Genomic DNA, 24212 nt, shown 5'->3' with positions numbered 1-24212 from the left:
CGACGGTCGGCTAAAGCGCCGCCCATTGATCCCGATATTGCAGCAGAAAATCAACGAAGGCCCGCACGTGTTGCGGCACGTAGCGGCCGTGCGGATACAGCAAGGTGTAAGGTCTGGAGCGACCTTTATAGGGCTGCAGGACTTCGACGAGACGGCCATCCGCCAATTCCTGTTCGACAATGAATTTGTAGGTCTGGAACACCCCGGCGCCGTGCTTGGCCAGGGTCACGCCACCGAGCACATCGTCGGAGCAGGAATAACCGCCGTCCGAAATAATCTCGCGATCGCCGCCATTTTCCTGAAACAGCCATGAAATCCGCCGTCCGCTGCTGGGCAGTTCGAACTGGATGCACTCGTGGTCCACCAGATCCTCCAGCGTCTGCGGCGTACCGGCCTTGCGCAGATACCCGGGCGAGGCGACCACCACCAGTTTGGCGTCCTCTAAAAGCCGCGCAATCATCGTTGAGTCCGGTTGGGCGCGGACGCGGATTGCCAAGTCGTAGCCCTCCGCGACGAAGTCGATGTTGCGATTCCCCAAGTGGATATCGACGGTGACGGCGGGGTACAGCGCGCGAAACTTTGGCAGCAGCGGCAGGATGCGGTGATGCCCGTAAGTGGTGGGCAGGCTGATGCGCAATCTTCCTGACGCACTTGTCTGTGCGCCCATGACCTCTTGTTGAGCTTCAACCAGTTGGGTCAGCGCCTGGTTGCACTGGACGAAGAAGTTGTTACCGGCCTCGGTCAAGCGAATGCTGCGCGTGGTTCGCGCAAAGAGCCGAGCACCGAACCGTTGCTCAAGCCGCAGAATCGACCGGCTCACCGCTGCCGGTGTCACCCCGGCGAGTTGCGCGGCCGCGGTGAAGCTGCCCGCTTCGGCGGCGAGGCAAAAGAGTTCGATACTGCCCAGCTGCAAGTCTTCAAAGTGGCGCTTCATAATCGATTACACCGAGGCTCAACGGATCTTTCATTCCGGTATTTACCACAACAAACGGCACCGCCGGTATAGACCGACGGTGCCGTTTGTTGTGGCAAGGACAGCGGCTGGATCAATGACCTGCGCTCTGGCCACCGTCGACGTGCAGGATCTCGCCCGTGACAAAGTTCGCGTTATCCAGATAGAGGATCGCTTGCACGATGTCATCAATCTCGCCCATATGGCCAACCGGGTGGAGATTGCCCAGCGCTTCGTGGGTTTCCACGCCGTGCATTGGCGTCTTGATGATGCCTGGCGAAACCGCGTTGACCCGAATGCCGCGTTTGGCGTACTCGATGGCCAGCGATTTGGTTGCCGCGTTGATGCCACCCTTGGTCAGCGAAGCCAGCACCGAAGGCACGCCGTCAATCGCGTGGTCGACCAGGCTGGTGGTAACGCTGACGACGTGGCCGCTACGGTTTTTTTCCATCTCGGCAATGGCCAGTTGGGTGATGTAGAAGAAGCCGCCCATGTTGGTCGCCACGACCTGGGCGTAATCTTCTTTGCTGTAATCGGTGAACGGCTTGGCGACGAAGATGCCCGCGTTGTTGACCAGTGTGTCGATGCGACCAAAGCGTGCAACGGCTTCACGGATCACCCGCTCGGCGGTTTGCGGATCAGCGATGTCGCCTGCGACGGTCAGAATATCCGGGTCTGACGACGGTTTGACGGAGCGAGACGTCGCGACAACCTGATACCCGCGATCGCGAAAACCCTTGACCAGGCCTGCGCCAATGCCTTGCGAGGCGCCGGTGACCACTACAACTTTATTGGAAGTGCTCATGATGAATTCCTCATTGAATCGATAGAGATTGAGTAGAAAAATCTGCAAATCAGGCGTGAGAGGTCTCTCGTGCCGCCTGCCGAAGCGCTTGCTGGTATTCGGCGACCGAGTGCGATCCGGACATCAGTTCTCGGTCATTGAGCACCATCGCCGGGACCGAATTGATGCCCCGCGCCTGATAAAACTGCTGAAGTTCGCGGACCTCCTGACTGAACTCGCCGCTCGCCAACACTTCTTGCGCACGTCCGGTGTCGAGGCCGACTTCGCCCGCCAGATTCACCAGCGTTTGCGCGTCATCCGGGTTCTTGCCGTCGGTGAAGTAAGCACGTAACAAGGCTTGCTTGAGTTCACGTTGCCGGCCTTCGATGTGCGCCCAAAACAACAGGCGATGTGCATTGAACGTGTTGAAGAAGTGACTGCGTTTTTCCAGGTCGAAGCTAAAGCCGATGTCTTTGCCGCGTTGAATGATCATCGCGTTGCGCTCCGCCACTTGCTGAGCGCTACGGCCATATTTGCGCATCATGTGCTCGACGGCGTGTTCACCGACGGCCGGCATATCCGGGTTCAGTTCGAACGGTTTGTAGGTCAGTTCAACATCGATCTCACCGGCCAGATTCGCAATCGCTTGCTCAAGTGCCGTAGCGCCCAAGGCGCACCACGGGCAGACCACATCCGAGACAAAGTCGATTTTCACCTTGCGGCTCATGACTGTTCGTCCGCTAGCTGCTGGCGGTACTCGGTGGTGGTGATACCGGCATAACCCCAGTTATCCGTGTCGACTTCTTCAATCACGATGTGCGTGAGTTTTGGGTCTTTGTTGAGTACTCGCTCCATCGTCTCGGTGATCTCTTTGATCACCTGGGCTTTTTGCTCGCGAGTGACGCCGTCACGGGTGATGCGTACGCTGATGAAAGGCATTGGAGTAACTCCACTAGCCAGCCTGTCGGGATGATGGGCTGCTGTTGGAGTGAACTTTAAGAAGTGGCGCGCGATTGATAAATACGCCTTGAGGTACTTCATTTGTGATGCGGTGTATCAAATCGAGAGGGGCGAACCCTGCGGGATCCTTCCACTGAGGGTCTTGGCGGGGGAGTTGTTCAGGAGCCTAGGTCGCAACGGATGTGCGCCGAGGATTGAAGCGAAGCGGTCATTACGATCAGGCGTACGCCACTCAAGCCAATAAATCGGTGATCCATTGCGCTTGTTGCGTGATCTCTTGCACTTTGGCTTCGGGCAACGCCTGCCGCGCTCGGGCGAACTGGCCAAGCGTCTTTTGTTTCTCGCGAAGGATGCGCTGCCACTTGCTCAGAAACGCCGGGCTGCGCGCTTGCATCTGCAGTGGCCCGAAGTACAACTCCGGACCCGTGTAGGCGACGGAATCTGCACGCTCGGCCACGATGATTTCGTAGTAGAAACGGTTCTCCCACAGCAGTTCTTCACAGAGGATGCAGTAGCCGTTATCCATCAGCCATTGGCGCAGGGGTTGTTCGCCGCCGTTGGGTTGCAGGATCAGGCGTTCGGCGCCGCCAAGCTTTGCTTTGCCGCTTTCAAGAATGTCGCGGATCGTCTCGCCGCCCATGCCGCAAATGCTGATCGCGGTGATTGCGTCGCCAGGCTCGATTGCCGCCAGACCGCTGGCATGACGCACGGTGATGTGCTGTTCAAGATCGTTCTCGCGCACCGTGCGTTCAGCCGAGCGGAACGGCGTCAACGCCACTTCGCCAGCCACTGCCGCTGCAATCACGCCACGGCGCATCAGCGCCACCGGCAGATAGCCGTGATCGGAGCCGATATCGGCCAGTCGCGCGCCGGCCGGCACGTGCGCCGCTACGCGCTCCAGGCGCATGGACAATGTGTGTTCGTTCAACGACAACCCCTGTTCAACACTGACTTGCGGCACTGGTGGCCGCAAAAGGGGTGCGACTTTGTCGAGCTATGCGTTGCCTGTCAAATCCCGGCGACAAGGGCCGCGTTGTGATCCGGGCGTGAAGTGTTGAATTCCTGTGCAATGCTTGCCTGATCCTGTGCGTCGTTGTGACGTTGCACCGACAGACGAACGCGGTGATTGCGGGTAATCTGCCGGCTCGCTGACTAAAACAAGATAAAAACAGGAGTCATTGATGCAACCGATCCGTCTCGGTCTGGTGGGCTACGGCAAGATTGCCCAGGATCAACACGTTCCGGCGATCAACGCCAATCCCGCATTCCAGTTGGTGTCTGTCGCCACACAGGGCAAGCCTTGCGCCGGCGTTGAAAACTTTCAGTCCCTGAGCGAGCTGCTCGCCAACGGCCCGCAGGTTGATGCGATCGCGTTCTGCACACCACCGCAAGGGCGCTTTGCTTTGGTGCAAGAGGGGCTGGCTGCCGGCAAACATGTGCTGGTGGAAAAGCCGCCGTGCGCCACATTAGGTGAGGCCATGGCGTTGGTCAGCCTGGCCGGGCAGCAAGGCGTCAGCGCGTTGTTCGCCTGGCATTCGCGCTACGCCCCCGGCATTGCCGCCGCCCGCGACTGGCTCGCCACGCGCACCCTGCAAAGCGTGCAGATCGACTGGAAGGAAGACGTGCGCAAATGGCACCCCGGCCAGACCTGGATCTGGCAGCCGGGCGGTCTCGGCGTTTTCGATCCGGGCATCAATGCCTTGTCGATTGTCACGCACTTGCTGGCGCTGCCGTTGTTTGTCGAGTCCGCCGAACTGCGCGTTCCCGAAAACTGCCAGTCACCGATTGCCGCGTCGATCAAAATGTCAGACGCACGCCACCTCGATGTACGTGCCGAGTTCGACTTCGACCACGGCCACGACGAACTCTGGAGCATCGAAATTCGTTGCGCCGAAGGGGTGTTGCGACTGGACAACGGTGGCGCGTTGTTGAGCATCGACGGTGTGCGCCAGACCGTTTCGCGGGAGGGTGAATATGCGGCGGTCTATCGGCACTTTCAGCAGTTGATTGGTGACAAGGCCAGCGACCTCGACCTTCAGCCGTTGCGGCTGGTGGCGGATAGTTTCTTCGTCGGCAGTCGCGTCTCAGTCGCCCCGTTTTACGACGCATAATCCCAATGCGGTCACAAAAAACCGCCGTCCTGGTTGATCGGGACGGCGGTTTTTTTGCCTGATGACACTGCGTTGCTTATTCGTCAGCTTTCGCGAGCAGGCTCGCTCCCACATTGGAACGCGGTCCACGCGATAAGGATCAATGAAGTGCCCGGTGCGCGGAAAGAACAAACCGCCCCGAATCTGCTCGCTGAGTTGCGGCGCGGCTTCGACCGGTTTCACCCCGCGCCAGTATCGCCAGGCCACGACCTCCCTGTAGGAGCTGCCGAAGGCTGCGATCTTTAGATTTTGATTGCAGCCTTCGACAGCTCCTACAAAGGGGCGCGTTCAGTGCAGCTAGACTGAATGAGTCACAACCCTCATGCGACAGGAGCGACGCGATGATCGGAACACCTCGGCACCGATGCTCGCAGTGGCTCTTGCCTGCGCTCATCGTTTTCAGCCTGACGCTGAGCGCCGGCTGCTCGAACCGCAAACACTATCCGCCCTCCGGCGTAGGCGACAGTTGTTACGCCAAGGCGTTGCCGACGGTGGGCGAGGGCGGTCTGGCCTGGGGCTCCAGCCTGAACATGGCGCGGCAGAAATCCATGAACAACTGTATTCGTTATGCCGGGCGCTCAGGCGGCACGCCGAATACTTGTCAGGTGGTGTTGGCCAAGTGCAAATGATCTGAGCTGCGAGGGAGCTAATGCGCTTGCCGCGGACGAAACCGACCCTGTAGTGACAAAAAAACCGGCCTCTTCAGCCGGTTTTTTCATGCGCGATGCTTTTGCGTGTGTGTGCCTGTCAGACGATGTTCAACGCTCTGAGAATCACCAGTTTGTTACTGGCAAATACCTGGGCACTCAGCGTCAGCTCTGCGACGTTCTCTTCGGCGGTCGCCAGCGGCGCGCCGTCCCTGACGAGGACTTCGCCTTGTTCGCCGAGGATGGCCCACGCCAGTTGTGCCCATTCGGCGGGTTGTTCCTGGCCATGCTTGATCGATATCAGGAACAGCTGTTCGAAACGACTGACGGTGATGCCGCCGCCGGTCACCGGGCTGGCCAACACCTGGATCTTGTCGTTCAGCAGCGAGCGTTTGCACAGTTCCAGGTTCAGGTCGTTGCAACGCGCCTGCACGCCTTTCTCTGCAGCTTCGCTCTGGCACGGTGCCACGGCATTCATGCCGATCAGCACGTTGAGCGCTTGCAGCACATCGTCAGAAGCCAGTGAGGACGCGGCGGCTGACAACTGGCGCAAGGTTTTCGGGGCATAGTCGTTGGCTGCCAGCGCTTCAAGTACCGGGCCGTAGATCTCCGTCTGCAGCGAGGCTTCACCCGCAGGCCCGCGAACGTGGACAGGCACGCTCTCTGGCGCTTGCAGCAGGATGAATCGGGTATTGAACAATGCCTGGCGCTGCTCTGCGGTCGACAGCCGGGTGGCGCCGCGCACGTAGAGGTCACGTCGGAAACTTTGATTGACGAAATAGTCACGCGCTTGTTCGCGCATGATCGGATGCTCGATCCCTTCCAGGAAATCCATACCCTCTGGCCTGAGGTTGAGCGGGTCGACCGAGTCCAGCGGCACAGCGGTGGTGACGTAGTCGAGTTTTGCGGGGGCCATGGCGTCGACCACGTCAGTGAAATACATGCAATCCCAGCTACGATTGAAGTATTCATGGGCGACGTACTGGCGATTCTGCCCCTTGATGCTCTGAAGTTTGGCATCCAGGTTCGGCGCTGCGCTGGCGTAGTTGGGATTAGCGGCCAACAGCGCTTCAGAGAATTGCAGAGCAGCGTCAATACGCTGATCCGGGCCGGAAGACGCCGACTTGGTGAAACGATCATGCAGGCTGAACAGGTTGCGCAGTGGCGCTGCGGGCGACCATCCGGGGAAGCAGTTGTAGCTGACGTACAGCATTCCACCCGGTTTCAGATGGCGACGGGCAAACTCGACGATCAGTTGCTGGTTGTCGCGACTGACCCAGGTCCAGATGCCATGCAGGCTGATGCTGTCGAATTGCGGCAAGTCATCACGGGCCAGCAGTTGCGCGAAGCTGTCGTCATACAGCCGGGCATCGCTGTTCCAGTCGCTGGCCAGCGTACTGGCAAAGGCGGCCTGAGACGGTGTGAAGTCTGTACCCACATAGGAACCGGGGTTGGCGGCGGCATGGATATTGATCGATACGCCTTGGCCGAAGCCCAGTTCGCAATGATAGCTTTCGCTCGATTCCAGGCTGGCAAAGCCGCGCAGCAACAAGCAATAACGCTGGAAGACAGGATTGATTTCCCGGCTATAGCTGTAGGTGTAGCCTTCGTCGGTGAAATACCCTTCGTTCCAGGTGTCGCTCATGTTCGTTTCCTAATATTTCGTGACTGAAAGGCTGGTTTATAAGGGCTGGTGATTACGGGCCACAAGGACAAAATGCGCGTGAGTATTTCTATTCGTGTCCGCATTGTGGCGAGGATTCATCCCCCAATGGACTGCGGAGCAGGCTCCAGTCTCTAAATGGCCTCATCGCGAGCAGGCTCACTCCTACAGTGATCGGCGTCAGGTAAAGATTCTTTAAACACCCGGCAACTTGTGGGAGCTGGCTTGCCAGCGATAGCGGCGCATCAGCCAGCGAAAATATCGAACCTGATCAAGCACTCGACGCCGGCTTCGCCAACGCTATCCCTGCCGCGCCCAACCGCTTGAGCACCTCGAACAGCAAATCACTCTTGGTCACCCCGACAATCCTCGGGCTGCCGACATACCCCGTCACCGTCAACGTAATCCCGTCCGGCGACAAATGGCTGAAACGCACAAACGGCGCCGGCTTGTCGAGGATGTTTTCGTTCTCGCCGTAGGTGTTGAGGAGAAGCTCTTTGACCTCCTCGGGATCGATATCCAGCGGGAACATCAACTCCAGCGACGCCACGCCCTGGGCACTGCCGCCGAGGGTGACGTTGCGCAGGTTCTGCGAGATCAGTTGCGAGTTGGGCACGATCACGATCGAGCGGTCGCTGAGCTGGATTTCCGTGGCGCGCACATTGATCCGGCGGATGTCACCCTCGACGCCGCTGATGCTGATCAGATCGCCGACCTTCACCGGGCGCTCGGTGAGCAGAATCAGGCCTGAGACGAAGTTCTTCACAATCTCCTGCAAACCGAAACCGATGCCCACCGACAGTGCGCTGACGATCCACGCCAGATTGGTCCACTGCACGCCGAGCGACGACAGTGTCAGCAAGATCACCAGCGCGTAACCGATATTGGAAAACAGCGTGCTCAGCGACGCGCACATGCCCGGGTCCATGTCGGTCTTGGGCAGGAACTCGTTGTCCAGCCAGCGGCGCAGGGCGCGGATCAACCAGATGCCGATCAGCAACGCCAACACCGCGTTGAGCAGATGAGCGGGAACAATGTTCAGCTTGCGTAACCCGGCGCCGCCGAGAATCGCCAGGATGTTGCTTGTCAACTGCCCGAGCGTGGTGCCGATGCCGCCGACAAACAGCGTGATCACCGCGCACAGCAACAGCACGGAGCGGCTGATGCCGGATATCAGGATGGCTATCTGATCCAGCCGTCGATCACCAATCCCGAACAGATGCTCAAGCGCCTTGCCGCTTGAATACCTGGGCGAAAACGCGAACTCGCAACCGTCCTTGACTACCTGAATCAACAGGTAGAACCCTGCAAGCACGATGTACGCCCACACCAGTTCATACGTGACGAAGCGTGCCAGCGACACGTAACCGGTCAGCAGCGCGACCGTCGAAACAACCATTGAAATGCTGGCGACGGTGAAAATCACTCCGGCGAAGGTGCTGCTCGTCTGCGGGTCATGAGTCGCAGCCAACGCCTTGCGCACTTTGCCAACACGCAGCAGCATCGTCACGATGATCGCCATGACCACCATGGCGACCACGCCACGGCCGGCCAGCACAATCTTGCTGCTCATTGCCGTCGCATTGCTGACCTGCACCAGTGTCACCAACACCAGCAATGTGCAGGACAAGATGCGCGGATAAGGCTTGAGGGCCAGCGCCACTTCATCGGCAATCGCTGGCAAACGCCACGACGGATGCTCCGTCGCCAACAGCGCGCGGCTCAAACCTGTGATCAGGACGCAGGCATAGACGACTTTCTCGAACTCTTCGGAGAACGTCAGCAGCAGGGGCGTCAATGGAGCTTGCCGAGTGAGGGCGTAGAACAGCAAATGCAAGGCGAGGGCGGTGGTGGCAATTGTCGCCAGCGCCGATGCAAACGCCAGCGCACTGCGCCGCAAGCGTCCCTCCGGCATGCGGTGAATGCACACCCACGTCAGCCCTCGCTCGGCCAGCCGCCGTCCGAGCGTCCACACCAGCCATGCGATCAGCATCAGCACCAGCGTGAAAAAGTACTCACCCGGCGCCCATACCGTCGCCCAGGTTTTGCGGATCTGGTCGGAGAAATAATTGAAACGCTGGGCATCACTCTCTGAAGGACTGACCAGCGGCGCCCAGAAATCCGGATTCAGCACACTCAGTGTGCGCAGCGTCAATTCGCTCTCAAGCAACGTGCGGCGGATACCGGCGATCTGTGTGATCAAATCCGCGGCACTCTGTTTCAACGCCGCCAGACTCTTCAGCGTGCCATCGACCTTGTTCTTCTGCTCCGTCAGCGCCGCCCGCTGCGCGACGATGTCTGCCTGCTCCGCCGCCGCCTCGACATCCGGTGCCGCGCCCAACACCCCCAACTGCACCGCCAACTGTGCCTGCTGCGGCAACAACGACGCCGACAACCGATCGACATCCAGCATAAAAGCCTGAACCCGATCCTGCGGCCCTTCGAGCTGATTGAAATTGTTCGCCGACGAGATCTGCTGCTTGAGCGCATCGAGACGTTGTTGCAGCGCTTGCAGATCACTTTGATTAATCGCCGGCAACGGCGCCTCAGCCGTCGCGGAAGGCGCCGGCAGATCCGCAGCCCGCAGCGAAAAACTGCCGGAAACGAGCAGCATGAAAGCGACCAGAAACAACGACTTCATCGTGTTACGCATGGGTAGGACGGGCTCGAAGGGAACACACAGTCTATGAGGTTAGGTGATCGGGCCGGATGGGGCGGAAAAGTTTCAGGGCAGGAGGTGGATCAGCTGCGGTTCCAGTGCGTCTGCACGCACGTCGAGCAGGGCCAGCGTCACGGGGAGTTTGAAACGACGGCGACCGGCGCTGCCGGGGTTCAGATAGAGGCAGTTGTCGCGCCATTCGATTAACGGCTTGTGGGAATGGCCGGTGATGATGAGTCGGGTATTGGCGGCGAGGAGGGCAGGGACGTCTGCGATGTCGTGAATCAACAGGGTTGGCCAACCGTTGAGATCGAGGCTGAGGTGGTCGGGGATGTTGGCAGCCCATGGGAGGTTGAGGTCATTGTTGCCGCGCACGGCTTGGACGGGGGCTATTTGGGATAGCTGATCAAGGATTTCGGGACTGCCGATGTCGCCAGCGTGGAGGATGAGGTCGCAGCCTTGGATGGCGGTCAGGGCTTCGGGACGCAGGAGGCCGTGGGTGTCGGAGATGATGGCGGTTTTCATGGGGGGAGATTAGCAGGGAATGGATGGGTGGTTTCGGCTGTGGAATCACCCGGTCAAGAGCATGAACGTCGTATTACAGGCTTCGATGACCAGGTCATTGCCATGTACGCCCGTGGCGTGACGGTGCGTGAGATCCGCGCTTTCCTGCCGGAGCAGTATGGAACCGATGTGTCGCATGATTTCATCTGGATACCACGGTCGAGATGTTTGCTCCGGATTCCACCGCGCTGTCGCCCGACTTGAGCTCATGGGCAAGCAACCTGCCGGCAATCCGTGCGGCGTTCTCCAGGCGCTCGCTGGACATTCCACTGCATGCCGCCGCAGATAGCCCCCGCAGGGTGATCAGGATGTAGTCGGTCAGCGTCTGCGAAGCGTCCGGGCGGACGTGGTCCAGATAACGGCGGATCGCCTGGATTCCGGCATCGCCAAATTTCTCGGCCATGTTTCGAGCGATCGGATCGTCCGCGCGTAGGCCTTCGGTAATCAGACAACCACGCAAAGCGCTGTCTCGTCCGTACTGCTGCGCAGCGGCAATTAGCAGTGCGGTTAGCGCTTCGGCGGGAGGTCGATCCGGTGCCAGCAGCCTGTCCATCGGCAGCGCGTTTTCTGCGGCGTAGCGATTCATCGCTCGTTCGAACAGTTCGGCCTTGCTGCCATACGCTGCGTAAAAGCTCGGCGGTTTGATATTCATGGCCTCGGTCAGGTCGGTGAGGCTGACGGCGTCGAATCCACGCTGGTGAAACAGTGCTTGTGCGATGGCTATTCCTTGCTCTCGGTCAAAGGCGGGACGGCGCTGCCTGGGTTTTTCGTTCATGGCTTATCTCTCAAGTTGGTACGCCACTTTAGCGATCGCTACATGCAAGTTCAAATACGCTTTGCCTGCGTGCTTTTATTTAGTGGTTGCTAAATAACTTGCAGGCGGTTTTCTTATTATGTAGTGTTCGCTACATCTTCGACTGTTGAGGTTTTTCCCATGCAATTCAAAAACAAGGTTGTGCTGGTCACTGGCGGCTCCTCGGGCCTCGGCTTTGCAATCGCCGAAGCATTCGTCAGCCAAGGCGCGGATCTGATCATCACCGGGCGCCGCCAGCCACAGCTCGATGAAGCTGCAAGTCGCCTCGGTGGTAATGTTTCTACAGTGCGGACTGATATCTCGGACCCTGCCTCTTTAGGGGAACTGTTCAGGCATATCGGTGCGGTCCACGGTCGTATCGATGTATTGATCGCTAACGCCGGGATGGGTGAAATCGAGCCTATGGGTGCAATCACTGAAGCGGGCTTCGATCGGGTTTTCGCGACCAACGTCAAAGGCACCACCTTTACCGTTCAGGGGGCGTTGCCGTTGATGGGCGAGGGGAGCAGCGTTGTCATCATCGGCTCGACCTCTTCGATCAACCCTGGACCTGGTATGAGCGTTTATGGAGCAACCAAGGCGGCATTACGCGCGTTGGTGAGGAGCTGGATTCTCGACATCAGAGGATCGGGTGTACGTATTAACTTACTCAGCCCCGGGCCGGTGGACACCCCGTCCCTACGCGACGTGCTTGGTGAAAACGCGCAGCAGGTGATCGGTTTGCTCAACGAGAAGAGCACGCTTGGCCGGATCGGCCAGGCACACGAGATCGGCCAGGCTGCGCTCTTCCTGGCGAGCGATGCCTCGAGCTATGTCAATGGCGCCGAGCTGTTCGCTGACGGTGGAGCTTCTCAGGTCTGAGGTTACATGGGGCGGCCGATTCGTCCCACGCTCACCTTCCTCTGAACTCCGACAATGCCTTAGCCGGCTCCTGATGCGATTCACCCGCCCCAACCGGAAACATCGTTCGTCTATGGATGGCGAGCCTTACCAACATGCCGAGCGAATCGGGCATTTGAGGAGTTACCTAATGAGTAAATTTGCTGGATCAGTAATCGATCATGTGGGCATCGGTGTTTCGGACATTTTGCATGCTCGCGCCTTCTACGAGCAGGCGCTCGAGCCTTTGGGGATTACATTGATAATGAGCATCGAGACGGAACCACCGCAATCGACGCCTCGGAGATTGGGGTTCGGCTCCGCAGGCAAGCCATTCCTGTGGCTGCACGACGCTCCCGTTCCCAGTTACGGGGCTCATATCGCGCTGATGGCGCAGAGTCATAAGGCCGTCGACGCATTCCATGCGGCTGCCATCGCCGCTGGCGGACAGGACAACGGTGCACCCGGGATCAGGCCTCAGTACCACTCCGATTATTACGCGGCCTACGTACTGGGTCCTGATGGGGTGAATCTGGAGAGTGTTTGCCAACTGACGACTTAAGCGATTGGGCTCACACCAGGTGCCTGCCGGGTCACGTTCTTAGTCAGCGATACGATGTCATCTCGCGCTAATGGCACGTAATTAACAGCTGGCACGTAACGATGAAGATCGAACGCCCTTGCTTTCACCTTGCCGACTGATGGCCAAGTCGACGATGCCCGCGGTAAAGCGGGCACCGCTTCCTATAGGGAAAAAAGGCTTACACGCCTGCTTACCAGTTGTAACTCACTTTGGCGGTAATCTCGCGACCCGGGTTGTAGAAGTTCGCTGTGCCGGAGCCGACCACGTGCTGTTCATCCAGCAGGTTGCTGACGTTCACCGCAAGGTCGGTGCCCTTGGCGATCTTGTAGTTGAAGGCGGCGTCGAACAGCGTGGTGCCATCGCTTTTGCCGGAGTTGGCGGCATCGAAGTAATAAGAGCCGACGTAGCGCGCACCCAAGCCAACGCTGACATCAGTGGCGGGGACGTCGTAATAACTCCAGAGCGAAGCGGAATGCTTGGGTGCCGTCGAGAACTCATTACCCTTCAGGGAGCTGCCGTCGTACAACGAACCGCGCAGTACCTCGGACTCCATGTAGGAATAGCCACCGATCAGGCTGAGGTTCTGCGTCACCTGCGCCTTGGCTTCCAGGTCGAGGCCACGCGCCCGCGACTCGCCTACCGTCTGTTGTTCAATGATGCCGCTCGGCAGCACCACAGCGATGGTGACGTTTTCCTGGGTCAGGTCATAAACGGCAGCGGAAAACAGTGCGTCCATCCCCATCGGCGCATATTTCACGCCCACTTCGTACTGCCTGCCCGTCTGCGGTGTAACGCCAACCTGCGGGGGCGAGACGGATTCCACCATGCTCACATAGGTGGACACCTCATCGTTGACGATATAGGTCAACGCACCTCGGTAGGAGGTTTCGGAGAAGGTGTCTTTCTCAGTGGATTGCAAGCCTTTGCTGGTCAGGTCCATCGAGTCGTTACGCACACCGCCGGTGACGATGAAACGTTCGTAGAACGACAGGTTCTGCTGAAGGAATACGGCCTTGGTGGTCGCGTCTCGCTTATTTACGGCATACGGCGCGATTGAGCGTGAAACGCCAGTAAACACGGGGTTTGCAATGTCAATCGGGGTCGTCAGGGCGTAGATCGAGCTTTCCTTGGTGGTCGAATCGAGGTACTCCACGCCCACCAGGCTGCTGCTGTCGATGTTCTCGAATCGGGCATCGTATTGCAGCATCAGATTGCCGTTGAACTGGTCGGCCTCACTGTCCGTTCCAAACATATAGCGGTCAACGGTAGTACCGACACGTGCGGCGCTGTCGCTGAGGTAAACGTAGCCAAAATCATCGGTCAACTTGCTGTAACGCAGATTGCTGCGCAGTACGAAGCCGTTATCGAAGTCATGGGTGACGTTACCGCTGAGGCTGGTGCGCTCGACATCGTGGAAGTTGTAGCTGGGCTCGCCATAAAACTTGCTGCGGTCGTATTCCTTGTCCAGCGGATAGCCACCACTGTTGGGCGAACTTTCGGTTTTCAGGTAGTCCAGAATCATCGTGGCCGACGTGTAATCCGTCGGTGCCCAAGTGAGGCCACCCATAAACAACTGGTTGTCGTCCTGTGAGTGATCGTACTCGCGGTCGCTGTTCTGGCCTTTGGCAGTAAAGCGGCCAGCCAGGGTTTTCTCGTCGTTCAGCGCATCCCCCACATCGATGCCTGTCTCGACATGGTCAAACGAACCATAAGTCACATAGCCTTGGCCAAACTGCTCGAAGCGCGGCTGTTTGGTCACGAAATTCACCGAACCGCCGGGGTCCGCGGGGCCAAACAACGTGGAGTTGGCGCCACGCAGAATCTCGATGCGCTCATAAGCGAATGGATCTTCGCGTACGCCGCGCATCGAACTCAGGGTCAAGCCGTCACGGTAGGTAGTGGCCTGGAAGCCCCGGATCTGGAAATAGTCGTTGCGGTCATCCGTACCATAGAAGTCACTGACCACGCCCGGCGTGTATTGCAGCGCCTCTTCCGTGGTGCTGACGCTGCGTTGCTCCATTTCCTTGTTGGTAACAACCGACACCGATGCCGGTGTATTGAGAATGCTGGTTGCCACCTTGCCGCCAACCCAGAGCTCCTTGGCGACCACCGAGTTGGCGTCGTCGGCACTGACCCTGACCTTGGCATTGATGATGAGGGGGGCAAGGCGGTAGTCCTCGACGTCCGTTGCGTCCAGCTCCAGCGGGCCGGCGGGCTTTGCCTGAGGGAGCAGCAGGTAGGCGTTCGGGCCTTGCTGTTGGATTTGCAATTCGCTCCCCTGCAGCAACGATGACAGCGCTGCCGACGTATCGAGCGTGCCATTCACGCCAGCAGTGGTGCGGTTCACTACACTCGACGCGTCGAAGGAAAGACTGATGCCAGCCTCGCGCGCGAAACGATCAAGCGCCGGTGCCAGTGGGCCCGCAGCGATGTTCCACTGCTTGACTTGATTGCTGTGGTCAGCGCTCGACGTTTGCGCCAGCGATGGCAATGCGTAGCTGCTTACGATCAAACCCAGGATCGCACCGTGCAAGGCACGATTTAATGGATGGCGCTGTGAAACCGGGGACGAACTCATTTTCTCGCTCCAAGAAAGGACATCGGCAGACTGGCCTGTATTCCGGCCTTCCTTAGTAGTCGAACGAGAATGAGAAACCACCTCATTATTTTTCAGGTTATATAAAGTTCTGATGGATTCAGGTGGCAGCGGTCACGGTCACCCAGTAACGGGTTCGATAATCAATGTGCAAGTGCAGTGACTGCGCGATCAAAGCCAGGACCTGATCGTTGTCGGCGAGCTGGAAGGTGCCGGAAACGCGACGATCAGCGACCTCTTCGGCGCAGCGCAATACCCCGGAGCGATAACGCGACAACTCCCCGATGAAATCACTAAGGCGCATATTGCGCGCACTGATCACCCCGTCACCCCAGCTCCATAGATCAAGACCGTTGTCCCTGACCATTTGGGCGCCACTTGATGTGAACAGCAGCTGATGTCCGGCCTGGACGCTGCGGCTTGCAGAAGTTTGACTGGAACCGGGGAATACCGTGACTGATCCTTCCTTAGCCGCGACCAGAGTGCCATCGTCAAGCTCGCGTGCCAGAAAACGGGAGCTATGAGCGCGCATGATCCCGTCCCGTGATTGCACCCAGAACGGTCGCGCTTGAGGCGAGTGTTGATCCGCGCCGACATTCACGATGATTTCACCGCGTCGCAGAATGAGCAGGCGTCGCTGGGCGTCGAAATCGTTGTCGACGGCGCTATCGCTATTGAGCTGGATAAGGCTGCCATCATCGAGTTGGAAGCGTCGTTGCTCGCCGGTGCTGCTGCGTTGCTGCGCAAGCATGGCGGGTACGGGTGTGTAGTCCCGGCCGAGCCAGGCTGCCGTGCCAACAGTCGCCAATATGCCCAGTAGCTTCAGGCTTTCCCGCCGACGCAATCCATGATCGGTGCCATCAAGGGTTTGTCGGGCCAGTTGAGCTGGCACGCCTGTGAGTTCATCCCCAAGCGTTTCCACACGCTGCCACGCCAACACATGCTCTGGGCGTTCCTGCAGCCAGTGCTCGAAAGTGCGCTGTGTTTGTTCATCGGCTTGATTGAAGCGAAGGCGCACCTGCCATTGAATCGCCTGCTCGACAATCGCCGGATCCAGCGCCTGCGGCTCACGCCTCGACATAACGCAAGCGATAGCAGTGTTGCAGGGCCGTGGCCAGGTCGCGTTCCACCGTCGCGCGGGAGACACCCAGCTTCTCGGCTATTTGCGCGCAGGTCAGACCGTCGAGTCGGGCAAATAAAAACGCCTGGCGAACTCTCGGTTTTAGCGTACCGAGCATGCGGTCAATGCGCTCGAGCGCATCAAGAATCATCAGCCGGCTTTCTTCCGAGGGAACCTCGTGTTGAGGCAGCAACGTGACGCTTTCCAGGTAGGCACGTTCGAGTTCGCGACGACGGTACTGATCAATCATCAGTCCGCGGGCGATACTGCTCAGATAGGCGCGTGGTTCGCGCAAGGGGCTGGACTGACGGGATTTGAGCAGACGTACGAAGGTGTCCTGCGCCAAATCTGCTGCGTTATCGCGACATCCAATGCGTCGGATCAGCCAGCCGTGCAACCACGAGTGGTGGGTGCGATAGAGCAGCCCTAGATCTGCAGTACCTAGTGTTTCGTCGCTGCGCATTGGAATCCCAGCAAGTACATGATTGATAATTAATCGCATTCTACTCACGCGATAGGCCTTAGGTAAATACGTGGCGTTCAGTGTCTGCTTTTGCCGACCGCTGAGCGCCGCTCCAGGCATGCATTCCCCGCAGGAATGCACCGCATAAAATCTATGCATTTTTTTTATTCGGTTTCTCGGCGTACCTTGCTGCAAAGACAAGGAGATCGCCTATTGAACTCATCCACTGCCAATCCCGCCGATAAATTCGATACCTCCCGCGCCAGTGAATACGCCAGGCAAAGCCGCATCGCATTGGCCGGTTACGATGCCTGTCACGATCTTGCGGCGTGCATGTTGGCCGCCAGTCTCGGTCACTCGCGGTCGGCTAAAGTGCTGGTCGTCGGAGCTGGCGGTACGGCGCAGGAAATCATCGCAATGGCCACGCTGGAGCCGAACTGGCGCTTCACCGCAGTTGATCCTTCCGAGCCAATGCTGGAAGCCGCGACGCAGCACTTGCAGGCCAACAACTTGCTGCACACAACGAAGGTGCATCTGGGGCACGTCGACGACTTGCCAGCGGACGAGTCATTCGACGCAGCGACCCTGATCGGCGTACTCCATCACCTGAATGGCGACGAGCAAAAACACGCCATCCTGCAATCGATCAAGGCTCGCTTGAAACCGGGCGCGCCGTTGATCGTGGCAGGCAATCATTACGCTTACGCCAGTCAACCGTTGTTGCTGGAAGCGTGGGGTCAACGCTGGCGGCAACAGGGCGCCAATGCGGAGGAGGTGAGGGCAAAGCTTGGCAAGATTCTTCAGGGCGCGGACCCGCCACATTCCGAGGCGGCGGTTCAGGCGTTGCTGCATGAGGCGGGGTTCGGCGAGGCTACGCGGTTTTTTAGCAGCCTGTTCTGGGGGGCGTGGTTAACCTGTCGAACGGTCTGAACGCAAGCTGTCGGTGCTACCCTCCTGCCGCCGCGCTTGGCTGATGTTTGAAGAGCATGAATCCCCGGGGCACGGTCAAAATAACAAATATCAGAGCATAGGCTCGCCCACTAAACCCCTTCGCGCAGCGCATTCGCAACCAATGTAAATGCAGGCGAAGGTTGCCGACGGTTGGGGTAGTACAAGTAATATCCAGAAAATGGTAAGCACCAGTCTTCCAGAACCCGCACGAGCCGGCCTTCCTGAAGATGCGGTTCAAACTCCTCTTCGGGGAGGTAGGCAATGCCCAGCCCGGCCAAAGCGGCATAGACGATGTGGGTGGACGTGTTGAAAATGAGCTGGCCGTCTACGCGCACGTTCACTTGTTTACCGCGCCGCTCGAAATCCCACACATAGAGCCCGCCTGATGTCTGCATACGCTGATTGATGCAGTTGTGGTTCATCAGGTCTCGTGGATTTTTCGGGCGCTCGTGCGCGGTGAAGTACGCTGGCGAGGCTACGACGGCCATGCGTAAGGGCGGCCCTATCGGAACGGCGACCATGTCTTTGTCGATGGTATCCCCAAGACGCACACCCGCATCAAAACGATCCGCCACGATGTCTCTGAACCCGTAATTGACGTCGAATTCGACATTGATATCGGGGTATTCGTGTAGCAATGCGGTGAGTTTTGGAAGGAGTGTTGTCCGCAAAACGTGATCGCCGCAGGTGATGCGTACCGTGCCGGCCGGCTTGTCGCGCAGGTCCGTCAGGATATCCAGTTCCGTTTCGATTTCATCGAAGCGGTGGCCGATCGCCTGCAACAGCCTTTCGCCGGCAGCGGTCGGCGAAACGCTGCGTGTGGTTCGCGTCAACAACCTGATTTGCAGACGTGCTTCCAGACCGCTGACGGCCTGACTCAGGGCAGACTGCGTGACGCCCAGTACGCCTGCCGCGCGCGTAAAACTGCCTTCGCGCGCCACCGTTACGAACGACAGCAGATCGTTGAGATTTCTTCTGACCATTTTGTAAACGCCGTCACAGTCGATTGATTAGCTGAGCTTATAACCTTGTTAAGTATTCATTAGCTAGTCGCGCTCGCGTTCACTCGTCACCATTGTCGGCATGAATATGAATGCTAATGAGGCCCCAATGGTCGCTGTCTCCGCTCCCCAGAACGCGCCTGCTCATTGGAGCGGCGTCTTTGCAATGACGCTTTGTGTCTTCGCGCTGATCGCGTCGGAGTTCATGCCGGTCAGTCTGCTGACGCCGATGGCCGATGATCTTCAGGTGACGCAAGGGATGGTCGGGCAGGGCATTGCGATCTCCGGAGCATTTGCCGTTTTAAGCAGCCTGACCCTCTCCTGGATGGCTGGAACCCTCAACCGCAAGATTTTGCTGATGGCATTGGCAGCGTTGATGGCCGCTTCCGGCGCGATCGTCGCACTGGCCCCCAACTACCTGACGTACATGGTCGGTCGTGCCTTGATCGGTGTGGTCATTGGTGGTTTTTGGTCGATGTCCGCTGCGACCGCGATGCGACTGGTGCCCGCCTCGCAGGTGCCCAAAGCCTTGGCCATCTTCAATGGCGGCAATGCGTTGGCTACCGTGATCGCCGCGCCGCTGGGCAGCTATCTGGGCTCGATCATCGGTTGGCGCGGGGCGTTTTTTTGTCTGGTGCCCGTAGCGACGATTGCCTTCATCTGGCTGTGGATCAGCCTGCCGACCATGAAGGTAGCGCCGCGCACGTCGGGAACGGGCAATGCCTTGAAGCTGTTGAAGAACCGATCTGTCGCAATCGGCATGGCCGGGTGCGGCGCCTTTTTCATGGGGCAGTTCGCCCTGTTTACCTACCTGCGACCTTTCCTCGAAACGGTGACGCGTGTCGATGTATCCACACTGTCGCTGATCCTGTTGGTGATCGGAGTAGCAGGCTTTATCGGCACTCTGATCATTGGGCGGTTTTTAAAACGCGGTCTCTTCCGGACATTGATAGCCATACCGGTGCTGATGGCGTTGATTGCTTTGGCATTGATTCCGCTTGGCGCCTCGGTCGTAGTCGTTGCCGCACTGCTTGGCTTTTGGGGGTTGTTGGCCACCGCGGCGCCAGTCGGATGGTGGAGCTGGATCGCGCAGGCCTTACCCAACAATGCCGAGGCCGGGGGAGGTTTGATGGTGGCGGTGATTCAACTGGCCATCGCCCTGGGCTCAAACATCGGCGGACTGCTTTTCGATCATGGCGGCTATCAGAGCACTTTCGTGTTTAGCGCAGGCGTGCTGCTGCTTGCCGCATTCGTGACGTTGCTGACATCACGCTCCCCAATATCGCAATCCGCTTGAGACATACAACTTTACGGGAGATGGGCAATGAGAGCACTTCGCTGGCTTGGTTTGCTGTCTGCAATGCTCGTGCTGGGCGGTTACGTCGCTGTAGGTGATGCCGCGTCGGCGTCTTTAAAACCGGAGAGATCTCGCATGTGGATGACCGTCGGGGAACAACGCTTCGCCATCACTTTGGCCGACAACGCCGCCGCTGGCGCGTTTGCCAGGCTACTGCCGTTAACAATTGAGATGAGTGATCTCAACGGCAATGAGAAGCACGCCAGCCTTCCAGAAACTTTACCTGCCAACGCGAGCAAACCAGGAACAATCCACAGCGGTGACTTGATGTTGTATGGCGCGGATACGCTGGTGGTTTTTTATTCAACCTTTAACTCAACGTACGCCTACACCCGGGTCGGGCGTGTGGATGACATCGCTGACATGGCTCAGGCGCTAGGGCGAGGGGATGTGCGCGTGATGTTCTCTAAAGACTGATCAATCCGAATCAACAGGGATTCCAATGAAAAAACTCATTGTTCTATTAACGCTTCTTGTCAGTTCACTCTCAGCAACAGGAGCCGATATGTCCAACGGCGCAGATAATTTTTACACCAGCGAAAAAGTGACGGTGCAGAAGGTCACCTTCAAAAACCAATATCAAATGAATGTGGCGGGGAATCTGTTCATCCCGAAAAACCTCGACGCAAAATCAAAGACCCCGGCAATTGTTATCGGCCACCCGATGGGCGCGGTCAAGGAGCAGAGCGCTAACCTCTATGCCACGAAAATGGCCGAGAAGGGCTTCGTGACTCTGTCACTGGATCTGTCGTTCTGGGGTGAAAGCGAGGGGCGTACGCGCAATGCTGTTTCGCCGGACATCTACGCCGAAGACTTCAGTGCGGCAGTGGACTTTCTCGGTGCACAGCCATTCGTCAACAAGGAGCGCATTGGCGCAATCGGCATCTGTGGCAGCGGCAGTTTCGTCATCAGCGCGGCCAAGATCGACCCGCGCATGAAAGCCATCGCAACGGTCAGCATGTATGACATGGGCGCAGCCAATCGCAATGGTTTGAAGCACTCGCAAACGCTTGAGCAACGAAAGGCGATCATTGCGCAAGCGGCACAGCAGCGTGATGTCGAGTTCGCTGGCGGTAAAACCGCTTACACCAGCGGCACGGTACATCAACTGGATGAAAACACTCATCCCATTCAACGCGAGTTCTATGACTTCTACCGCACACCCCGCGGCGAGTACACACCGTCCAGTTCCTCTAAAGAGTTGACGACGCACCCGACTCTGACGAGCAACATCAAGTTCATGAACTTCTACCCGTTCAATGATATCGAGACGATTTCTCCGCGCCCGATGTTGTTCATTGCCGGCGCTGATGCGCACTCAAGGGAGTTCAGCGAGGAGGCCTATAAGCTCGCCGGACAACCCAAGGAGCTGGTTATCATCCCGGGTGCTGGGCATGTTGACCTCTATGATCGTGTCAATCTGATTCCTTTCGACAAGTTGGCTACCTTCTTTCAGAACAAACTGAAGTAACCAACAAGCAGGGATTGCCTGCCGCGAAAGCCTCAAAATCTTGAGGCTTTCGCGAGAGTTCGAGTGACATTCTTTTCAGTACGCCTATTGAATGGTGACTTTGCCTTTTGATCTGCGAGGCTTTTCAATACCACGCGCGAAATCGCGCAGATCGTGTGCAAAATCCAGGGATCACACGATGGGCGCTCCACGGGTTGCACCCTGGCGGCGTTATGCGGTGATGCGGCGCGTTAGTCGGGCGATTTGAAGTCGGCATTCGCTGAAGGCGTTGAGCGTACGCTGCAGACGCTGGGCGAAAAATACCCGACAGCGCCGTCGGCGCGCCCGCCAACATGAGCGACGAAGAAGCGGCAACGCTGCCGATTGCCGCGCTCAAACGAACACAAGATCCGCCCGGTTATCGATCAGGTGTATCCGTTCGAGCAAGCCCGCCAAGCGTACGAGCCTCTGGCGAAAGGGGCGTTCGGCAAGGTGGTGATCAAGATCGGTTGAGGCCGTTGGGGCGATGCCTCAGCTATCGGTAGAAACGACCGGCTCGGCAGCAGTTTCCTCAGCCATCTTCAGCCGGTCAGCCTTGCTGATGTACTTTTCCTTTTTCGGGGCCAGTTTCGCGCTGGCCTTTTTGGCTTTTTCCCTGAACAACTGCTTCAGTTTTTTCTGGCGGTTCATGTTGATGACTCGGGTTGTCTGTTGAATATCGACGAACGAAGGGTTTCTCGCTCGCCTTGACCAGAGAGTCGCATAAGCAAGTGTCGCTGTCTCCGGCCCAAAAGGGCAGGCATCCTGACGCATGGCCGGGGTGCAGGCAACATCAATTCCTTACCTCACAATAAAGTCCCGAACAGCCTTGATCGTCGGGCCGGCATTTCTTCCATGGACGAATGCCCCGCACCCGGAATCAAGTGAGGGTAGACGCGTTTTGGCATCTGCATTTGAGCGTCGATCAATACGGCCGGTTACGCGCGCAGTCGGGCGGGAGATCACAATCTGGATCAGGCCGACCATAACGGAAGGGTGGTCTCTGGAGCCCCAGGACACCGGCGCCCCATTGGCCACCAGGTCGTAAATCCTGCTTACGCCGAGCAACTGACCGTCACGATTATCGTATAAGCGGAAAAACGCCGGGCTCTCCCAACGGATGAACCAGGACAGATCTTGCGGATCGTCCGGGTGGAACTGAGGATGAAAGGAGTTTGGCAACACCCAATAAGGCCTGAATGCCTGGACCCGGACGCAGCCATCGGGGCTGATGTCAGCGTCGCCGTAAGGGGTCGCCAACGCTTTTTCCCACCACTGAGACGCCGCCCACAGTCCCATGTAAAACACCACCAAACCGAGGACGATCATCACTAGTCGGCGTTGCCTGCTCATACCAGACGCATGCCCATTTCAACTGCGCGATCCTCGAAACCGAGCTCCGCATACATGCGTGCCGCACGTTCATTGAACGGCCAGACTGTCAGGCGCAAATCCTGTGCGTCATGTTCAATCGCCCAATCCCTGACGAGTTGCATCAGCGCCCGACCAATGCCTTTGCCGGAGAACCGCTCGGCGACACATATCGAGCCGATGCGCACAATCTTTTGCGGCTGCATAAGCGGTGGCGAACTGGCCGACAGGCTGGCCGTAATGAATGCGGCGGGTTGATCGCCGACGTGCGCGATAAAAGCTACCTGATCCGGCTTCTCGAAAATGCCCGACCAATGTGGCAGGTCGCGGGAGAAGTCTTCGGTGGCGGCAGCATAAATATCGGGACGGGCAGCGTGGTGTAAGGCGTTGAGTAATTGCCCGAGCTCGCACATCGTCAGTGCATCTTCTGCGGTTGCGATGCGGTAGGTGATGGTGTCGTCCATGAAGGTTAACGCTCCTTAAGTGTGTTGCACGGCTTGAGCTTGCGCGAGGATGTGGCGATTGTCCAAATCGCTTAAGCATTTCTTCAACAGTGCCGCCTCTATGGGCAGGCGCCCGGAAAAAGCACCCCACCTGCAAATATTCAAATGCATGGTTTTTTCGACGAGCCCTCGATGCTGTGACCAAGAGATGTGCGTGCAGGCTTGTTCAGACCCGCCACAAACGCCGAAATCTGCCGCGTCCCGCTCAGGTGAACAACCGGAATCTGCGGTGCTATCGTCATTCGCCTGGCCTCGCTGGCAGGGCGATTGACTCGGTCAAAGTGCCAGACATATTTCAGAAAGCCCAGAAAGGCTTTATCCAGTCGTTCGGTACATCCTGCCGGCAGATCCGCGCGTGGCCGGTTCAGTGCGCTACGCATGATGACCCGTCGCAGGCAGGTCAGTCGCGGGGTTTCGAGCCAGATGATCAGGTCTGCACGGGCCAGGCGCAGATCGAAGGTGCGTCGGGAATAATTGCCTTCACTTACCCATGCATCACCGGCGACGGCTTGTCGTACCCGCTCACGGAAAGCTTTCTCATCCGGCTCGACCCAACCAGGCTCCCAGAACAGCGGATCAAGGTGAACAACGGGCACGTCCAGACGCTGGCCGATTTCCCGGGCCAAGGTCGACTTTCCACTGCCGGCGTTGCCCAGAATGACGATGCGTTGCATATGCAAATCCCTTGCGGCAAAAGCCGGCAATT

Annotated in this window: 25 protein-coding genes and 3 pseudogenes; 11 read left to right on the top strand and 17 right to left on the bottom strand. The window is 58.1% G+C overall.

The window, feature by feature from the left end; genetic code table 11:
• Nucleotides 1-10 precede the first annotated feature (10 nt).
• The 5 genes from IEQ42_RS23520 to IEQ42_RS23500 all read right to left on the bottom strand — a co-directional run bounded on the left by IEQ42_RS23520 (nt 11) and on the right by IEQ42_RS23500 (nt 3624).
• Complete coding sequence (locus tag IEQ42_RS23520) at nt 11-934, bottom strand: LysR family transcriptional regulator (RefSeq protein WP_210705511.1); 924 nt, start codon at nt 932-934, stop codon at nt 11-13.
• A 112-nt stretch (nt 935-1046) separates the two neighbouring features.
• Nucleotides 1047-1757: an SDR family NAD(P)-dependent oxidoreductase gene (locus IEQ42_RS23515; RefSeq protein ID WP_210705510.1), complete on the bottom strand. Its 711-nt coding sequence runs from the start codon at nt 1755-1757 to the stop codon at nt 1047-1049.
• A 49-nt stretch (nt 1758-1806) separates the two neighbouring features.
• Nucleotides 1807-2463: a DsbA family oxidoreductase gene (locus tag IEQ42_RS23510; RefSeq protein ID WP_210705509.1), complete on the bottom strand. Its 657-nt coding sequence runs from the start codon at nt 2461-2463 to the stop codon at nt 1807-1809.
• Entirely contained in the window at nt 2460-2675 is a 216-nt protein-coding gene (locus tag IEQ42_RS23505) for a tautomerase family protein (protein ID WP_042558834.1), read from the bottom strand. The genes IEQ42_RS23510 and IEQ42_RS23505 overlap by 4 nt, the downstream gene beginning before the upstream one ends.
• Nucleotides 2676-2928: 253 nt before the next feature.
• On the bottom strand, nt 2929-3624 hold the full coding sequence (locus tag IEQ42_RS23500) for a tRNA (adenine(22)-N(1))-methyltransferase (RefSeq protein ID WP_210705507.1): 696 nt from the start codon (nt 3622-3624) through the stop codon (nt 2929-2931).
• A 253-nt stretch (nt 3625-3877) separates the two neighbouring features.
• Here IEQ42_RS23500 and IEQ42_RS23495 point away from each other — a divergent pair, with 253 nt between their 5' ends.
• Nucleotides 3878-4807 (top strand): Gfo/Idh/MocA family protein, encoded by a 930-nt coding sequence (locus IEQ42_RS23495; RefSeq protein WP_210705505.1) that lies wholly within the window; start codon nt 3878-3880, stop codon nt 4805-4807.
• Nucleotides 4808-5187: 380 nt separating this feature from the next.
• Nucleotides 5188-5475, top strand: a complete 288-nt coding sequence (locus IEQ42_RS23490; RefSeq protein ID WP_150595402.1) for a hypothetical protein — start codon at nt 5188-5190, stop codon at nt 5473-5475.
• 118 nt (nt 5476-5593) lie between these two features.
• Here the strand turns inward: IEQ42_RS23490 and IEQ42_RS23485 are convergent, their stop codons facing one another.
• The 3 genes from IEQ42_RS23485 to IEQ42_RS23475 form a co-directional block, all read right to left on the bottom strand.
• Nucleotides 5594-7138, bottom strand: coding sequence for a methyltransferase regulatory domain-containing protein (locus tag IEQ42_RS23485; RefSeq protein ID WP_210705502.1), 1545 nt, complete (start codon nt 7136-7138; stop codon nt 5594-5596).
• A 289-nt stretch (nt 7139-7427) separates the two neighbouring features.
• Nucleotides 7428-9809, bottom strand: coding sequence for a DUF3772 domain-containing protein (locus tag IEQ42_RS23480; protein ID WP_210705500.1), 2382 nt, complete (start codon nt 9807-9809; stop codon nt 7428-7430).
• A gap of 72 nt (nt 9810-9881) precedes the next feature.
• A complete protein-coding gene (locus IEQ42_RS23475; RefSeq protein ID WP_210705499.1) occupies nt 9882-10340 on the bottom strand; it encodes a metallophosphoesterase family protein in 459 nt (152 codons plus the stop codon).
• Nucleotides 10341-10397: 57 nt separating this feature from the next.
• On the opposite strand from IEQ42_RS23475, the pseudogene IEQ42_RS23470 reads away from it, so the two are divergent.
• Nucleotides 10398-10526, top strand: a pseudogene (locus IEQ42_RS23470) (transposase); the annotation flags it as partial.
• On the opposite strand, the gene IEQ42_RS23465 reads toward IEQ42_RS23470, so the two are convergent.
• Entirely contained in the window at nt 10522-11154 is a 633-nt protein-coding gene (locus IEQ42_RS23465) for a TetR/AcrR family transcriptional regulator (RefSeq protein ID WP_210705498.1), read from the bottom strand. The pseudogene IEQ42_RS23470 and the gene IEQ42_RS23465 overlap by 5 nt on opposite strands.
• A gap of 159 nt (nt 11155-11313) precedes the next feature.
• Here IEQ42_RS23465 and IEQ42_RS23460 point away from each other — a divergent pair, with 159 nt between their 5' ends.
• Nucleotides 11314-12054, top strand: a complete 741-nt coding sequence (locus IEQ42_RS23460; protein ID WP_210705497.1) for an SDR family NAD(P)-dependent oxidoreductase — start codon at nt 11314-11316, stop codon at nt 12052-12054.
• A gap of 169 nt (nt 12055-12223) precedes the next feature.
• Nucleotides 12224-12634 carry a VOC family protein gene (locus IEQ42_RS23455; protein WP_150596589.1) on the top strand — a complete coding sequence of 137 codons (411 nt, stop codon included), beginning with the start codon at nt 12224-12226 and terminating at the stop codon, nt 12632-12634.
• Between the two features lie 211 nt (nt 12635-12845).
• Here the strand turns inward: IEQ42_RS23455 and IEQ42_RS23450 are convergent, their stop codons facing one another.
• The 3 genes from IEQ42_RS23450 to IEQ42_RS23440 form a co-directional block, all read right to left on the bottom strand.
• A complete protein-coding gene (locus IEQ42_RS23450) occupies nt 12846-15233 on the bottom strand; it encodes a TonB-dependent siderophore receptor (RefSeq protein WP_210705496.1) in 2388 nt (795 codons plus the stop codon).
• A 118-nt stretch (nt 15234-15351) separates the two neighbouring features.
• Entirely contained in the window at nt 15352-16332 is a 981-nt protein-coding gene (locus tag IEQ42_RS23445) for a FecR domain-containing protein (RefSeq protein WP_210705495.1), read from the bottom strand.
• The gene (locus IEQ42_RS23440; protein ID WP_150605014.1) at nt 16319-16834 is read right to left on the bottom strand and encodes a sigma-70 family RNA polymerase sigma factor; all 516 of its coding nucleotides are present in this window, start codon (nt 16832-16834) and stop codon (nt 16319-16321) included. The genes IEQ42_RS23445 and IEQ42_RS23440 overlap by 14 nt, the downstream gene beginning before the upstream one ends.
• Nucleotides 16835-17047: 213 nt before the next feature.
• Here IEQ42_RS23440 and IEQ42_RS23435 point away from each other — a divergent pair, with 213 nt between their 5' ends.
• Nucleotides 17048-17764 (top strand): class I SAM-dependent methyltransferase, encoded by a 717-nt coding sequence (locus IEQ42_RS23435; protein ID WP_150605015.1) that lies wholly within the window; start codon nt 17048-17050, stop codon nt 17762-17764.
• 110 nt (nt 17765-17874) lie between these two features.
• Here IEQ42_RS23435 and IEQ42_RS23430 read toward each other — a convergent pair whose 3' ends face one another.
• A complete protein-coding gene (locus tag IEQ42_RS23430; protein WP_042558850.1) occupies nt 17875-18768 on the bottom strand; it encodes a LysR family transcriptional regulator in 894 nt (297 codons plus the stop codon).
• 127 nt (nt 18769-18895) lie between these two features.
• On the opposite strand from IEQ42_RS23430, the gene IEQ42_RS23425 reads away from it, so the two are divergent.
• The 5 genes and pseudogenes from IEQ42_RS23425 to IEQ42_RS23410 all read left to right on the top strand — a co-directional run.
• Nucleotides 18896-20083, top strand: a complete 1188-nt coding sequence (locus IEQ42_RS23425) for an MFS transporter (RefSeq protein WP_210705494.1) — start codon at nt 18896-18898, stop codon at nt 20081-20083.
• Between the two features lie 27 nt (nt 20084-20110).
• Nucleotides 20111-20560, top strand: coding sequence for a cyclophilin-like fold protein (locus IEQ42_RS23420; RefSeq protein ID WP_210705493.1), 450 nt, complete (start codon nt 20111-20113; stop codon nt 20558-20560).
• 25 nt (nt 20561-20585) lie between these two features.
• The gene (locus IEQ42_RS23415) at nt 20586-21614 is read left to right on the top strand and encodes an alpha/beta hydrolase (RefSeq protein WP_210705491.1); all 1029 of its coding nucleotides are present in this window, start codon (nt 20586-20588) and stop codon (nt 21612-21614) included.
• Nucleotides 21615-21791: 177 nt separating this feature from the next.
• A pseudogene (locus tag IEQ42_RS27395) lies at nt 21792-21935 on the top strand (TetR/AcrR family transcriptional regulator); the annotation flags it as partial.
• A gap of 54 nt (nt 21936-21989) precedes the next feature.
• Nucleotides 21990-22106, top strand: a pseudogene (locus IEQ42_RS23410) (zinc-binding dehydrogenase); the annotation flags it as partial.
• A gap of 18 nt (nt 22107-22124) precedes the next feature.
• On the opposite strand, the gene IEQ42_RS23405 reads toward IEQ42_RS23410, so the two are convergent.
• The 4 genes from IEQ42_RS23405 to IEQ42_RS23390 form a co-directional block, all read right to left on the bottom strand.
• Nucleotides 22125-22283 (bottom strand): DUF2986 domain-containing protein, encoded by a 159-nt coding sequence (locus IEQ42_RS23405; protein WP_080896012.1) that lies wholly within the window; start codon nt 22281-22283, stop codon nt 22125-22127.
• A gap of 150 nt (nt 22284-22433) precedes the next feature.
• Nucleotides 22434-22985, bottom strand: coding sequence for a hypothetical protein (locus IEQ42_RS23400; RefSeq protein ID WP_210705489.1), 552 nt, complete (start codon nt 22983-22985; stop codon nt 22434-22436).
• The gene (locus IEQ42_RS23395; RefSeq protein ID WP_210705488.1) at nt 22982-23467 is read right to left on the bottom strand and encodes a GNAT family N-acetyltransferase; all 486 of its coding nucleotides are present in this window, start codon (nt 23465-23467) and stop codon (nt 22982-22984) included. Before IEQ42_RS23395 ends, IEQ42_RS23400 begins: the two co-directional genes overlap by 4 nt.
• Before the next feature lie 140 nt (nt 23468-23607).
• Nucleotides 23608-24180, bottom strand: coding sequence for a P-loop NTPase family protein (locus tag IEQ42_RS23390; RefSeq protein ID WP_210705487.1), 573 nt, complete (start codon nt 24178-24180; stop codon nt 23608-23610).
• Nucleotides 24181-24212: the final 32 nt, after the last annotated feature.

It is taken from the genome of Pseudomonas iridis (genome assembly GCF_017980685.1).
GTDB classification, from domain to species: domain Bacteria; phylum Pseudomonadota; class Gammaproteobacteria; order Pseudomonadales; family Pseudomonadaceae; genus Aquipseudomonas; species Aquipseudomonas iridis.
The sequence above is the reverse complement of the archived record's forward strand: the minus strand, read 5'-3'. Positions and strand labels throughout refer to the sequence as shown.

What these genes read in the sequence shown, in the direction of transcription:
- IEQ42_RS23425 (WP_210705494.1), top strand. Translation starts at nt 18,896, where the DNA reads ATGGTCGCTGTCTCCGCTCCCCAGAACGCGCCTGCTCATTGGAGCGGC.
- IEQ42_RS23465 (WP_210705498.1), bottom strand. Translation starts at nt 11,154, where the DNA reads ATGAACGAAAAACCCAGGCAGCGCCGTCCCGCCTTTGACCGAGAGCAA.
- IEQ42_RS23490 (WP_150595402.1), top strand. Translation starts at nt 5,188, where the DNA reads ATGATCGGAACACCTCGGCACCGATGCTCGCAGTGGCTCTTGCCTGCG.
- IEQ42_RS23520 (WP_210705511.1), bottom strand. Translation starts at nt 934, where the DNA reads ATGAAGCGCCACTTTGAAGACTTGCAGCTGGGCAGTATCGAACTCTTT.
- IEQ42_RS23445 (WP_210705495.1), bottom strand. Translation starts at nt 16,332, where the DNA reads ATGTCGAGGCGTGAGCCGCAGGCGCTGGATCCGGCGATTGTCGAGCAG.
- IEQ42_RS23415 (WP_210705491.1), top strand. Translation starts at nt 20,586, where the DNA reads ATGAAAAAACTCATTGTTCTATTAACGCTTCTTGTCAGTTCACTCTCA.
- IEQ42_RS23510 (WP_210705509.1), bottom strand. Translation starts at nt 2,463, where the DNA reads ATGAGCCGCAAGGTGAAAATCGACTTTGTCTCGGATGTGGTCTGCCCG.
- IEQ42_RS23485 (WP_210705502.1), bottom strand. Translation starts at nt 7,138, where the DNA reads ATGAGCGACACCTGGAACGAAGGGTATTTCACCGACGAAGGCTACACC.
- IEQ42_RS23475 (WP_210705499.1), bottom strand. Translation starts at nt 10,340, where the DNA reads ATGAAAACCGCCATCATCTCCGACACCCACGGCCTCCTGCGTCCCGAA.
- IEQ42_RS23505 (WP_042558834.1), bottom strand. Translation starts at nt 2,675, where the DNA reads ATGCCTTTCATCAGCGTACGCATCACCCGTGACGGCGTCACTCGCGAG.
- IEQ42_RS23430 (WP_042558850.1), bottom strand. Translation starts at nt 18,768, where the DNA reads ATGGTCAGAAGAAATCTCAACGATCTGCTGTCGTTCGTAACGGTGGCG.
- IEQ42_RS23400 (WP_210705489.1), bottom strand. Translation starts at nt 22,985, where the DNA reads ATGAGCAGGCAACGCCGACTAGTGATGATCGTCCTCGGTTTGGTGGTG.
- IEQ42_RS23395 (WP_210705488.1), bottom strand. Translation starts at nt 23,467, where the DNA reads ATGGACGACACCATCACCTACCGCATCGCAACCGCAGAAGATGCACTG.
- IEQ42_RS23455 (WP_150596589.1), top strand. Translation starts at nt 12,224, where the DNA reads ATGAGTAAATTTGCTGGATCAGTAATCGATCATGTGGGCATCGGTGTT.
- IEQ42_RS23450 (WP_210705496.1), bottom strand. Translation starts at nt 15,233, where the DNA reads ATGAGTTCGTCCCCGGTTTCACAGCGCCATCCATTAAATCGTGCCTTG.
- IEQ42_RS23480 (WP_210705500.1), bottom strand. Translation starts at nt 9,809, where the DNA reads ATGCGTAACACGATGAAGTCGTTGTTTCTGGTCGCTTTCATGCTGCTC.
- IEQ42_RS23515 (WP_210705510.1), bottom strand. Translation starts at nt 1,757, where the DNA reads ATGAGCACTTCCAATAAAGTTGTAGTGGTCACCGGCGCCTCGCAAGGC.
- IEQ42_RS23460 (WP_210705497.1), top strand. Translation starts at nt 11,314, where the DNA reads ATGCAATTCAAAAACAAGGTTGTGCTGGTCACTGGCGGCTCCTCGGGC.
- IEQ42_RS23405 (WP_080896012.1), bottom strand. Translation starts at nt 22,283, where the DNA reads ATGAACCGCCAGAAAAAACTGAAGCAGTTGTTCAGGGAAAAAGCCAAA.
- IEQ42_RS23440 (WP_150605014.1), bottom strand. Translation starts at nt 16,834, where the DNA reads ATGCGCAGCGACGAAACACTAGGTACTGCAGATCTAGGGCTGCTCTAT.
- IEQ42_RS23420 (WP_210705493.1), top strand. Translation starts at nt 20,111, where the DNA reads ATGAGAGCACTTCGCTGGCTTGGTTTGCTGTCTGCAATGCTCGTGCTG.
- IEQ42_RS23495 (WP_210705505.1), top strand. Translation starts at nt 3,878, where the DNA reads ATGCAACCGATCCGTCTCGGTCTGGTGGGCTACGGCAAGATTGCCCAG.
- IEQ42_RS23390 (WP_210705487.1), bottom strand. Translation starts at nt 24,180, where the DNA reads ATGCAACGCATCGTCATTCTGGGCAACGCCGGCAGTGGAAAGTCGACC.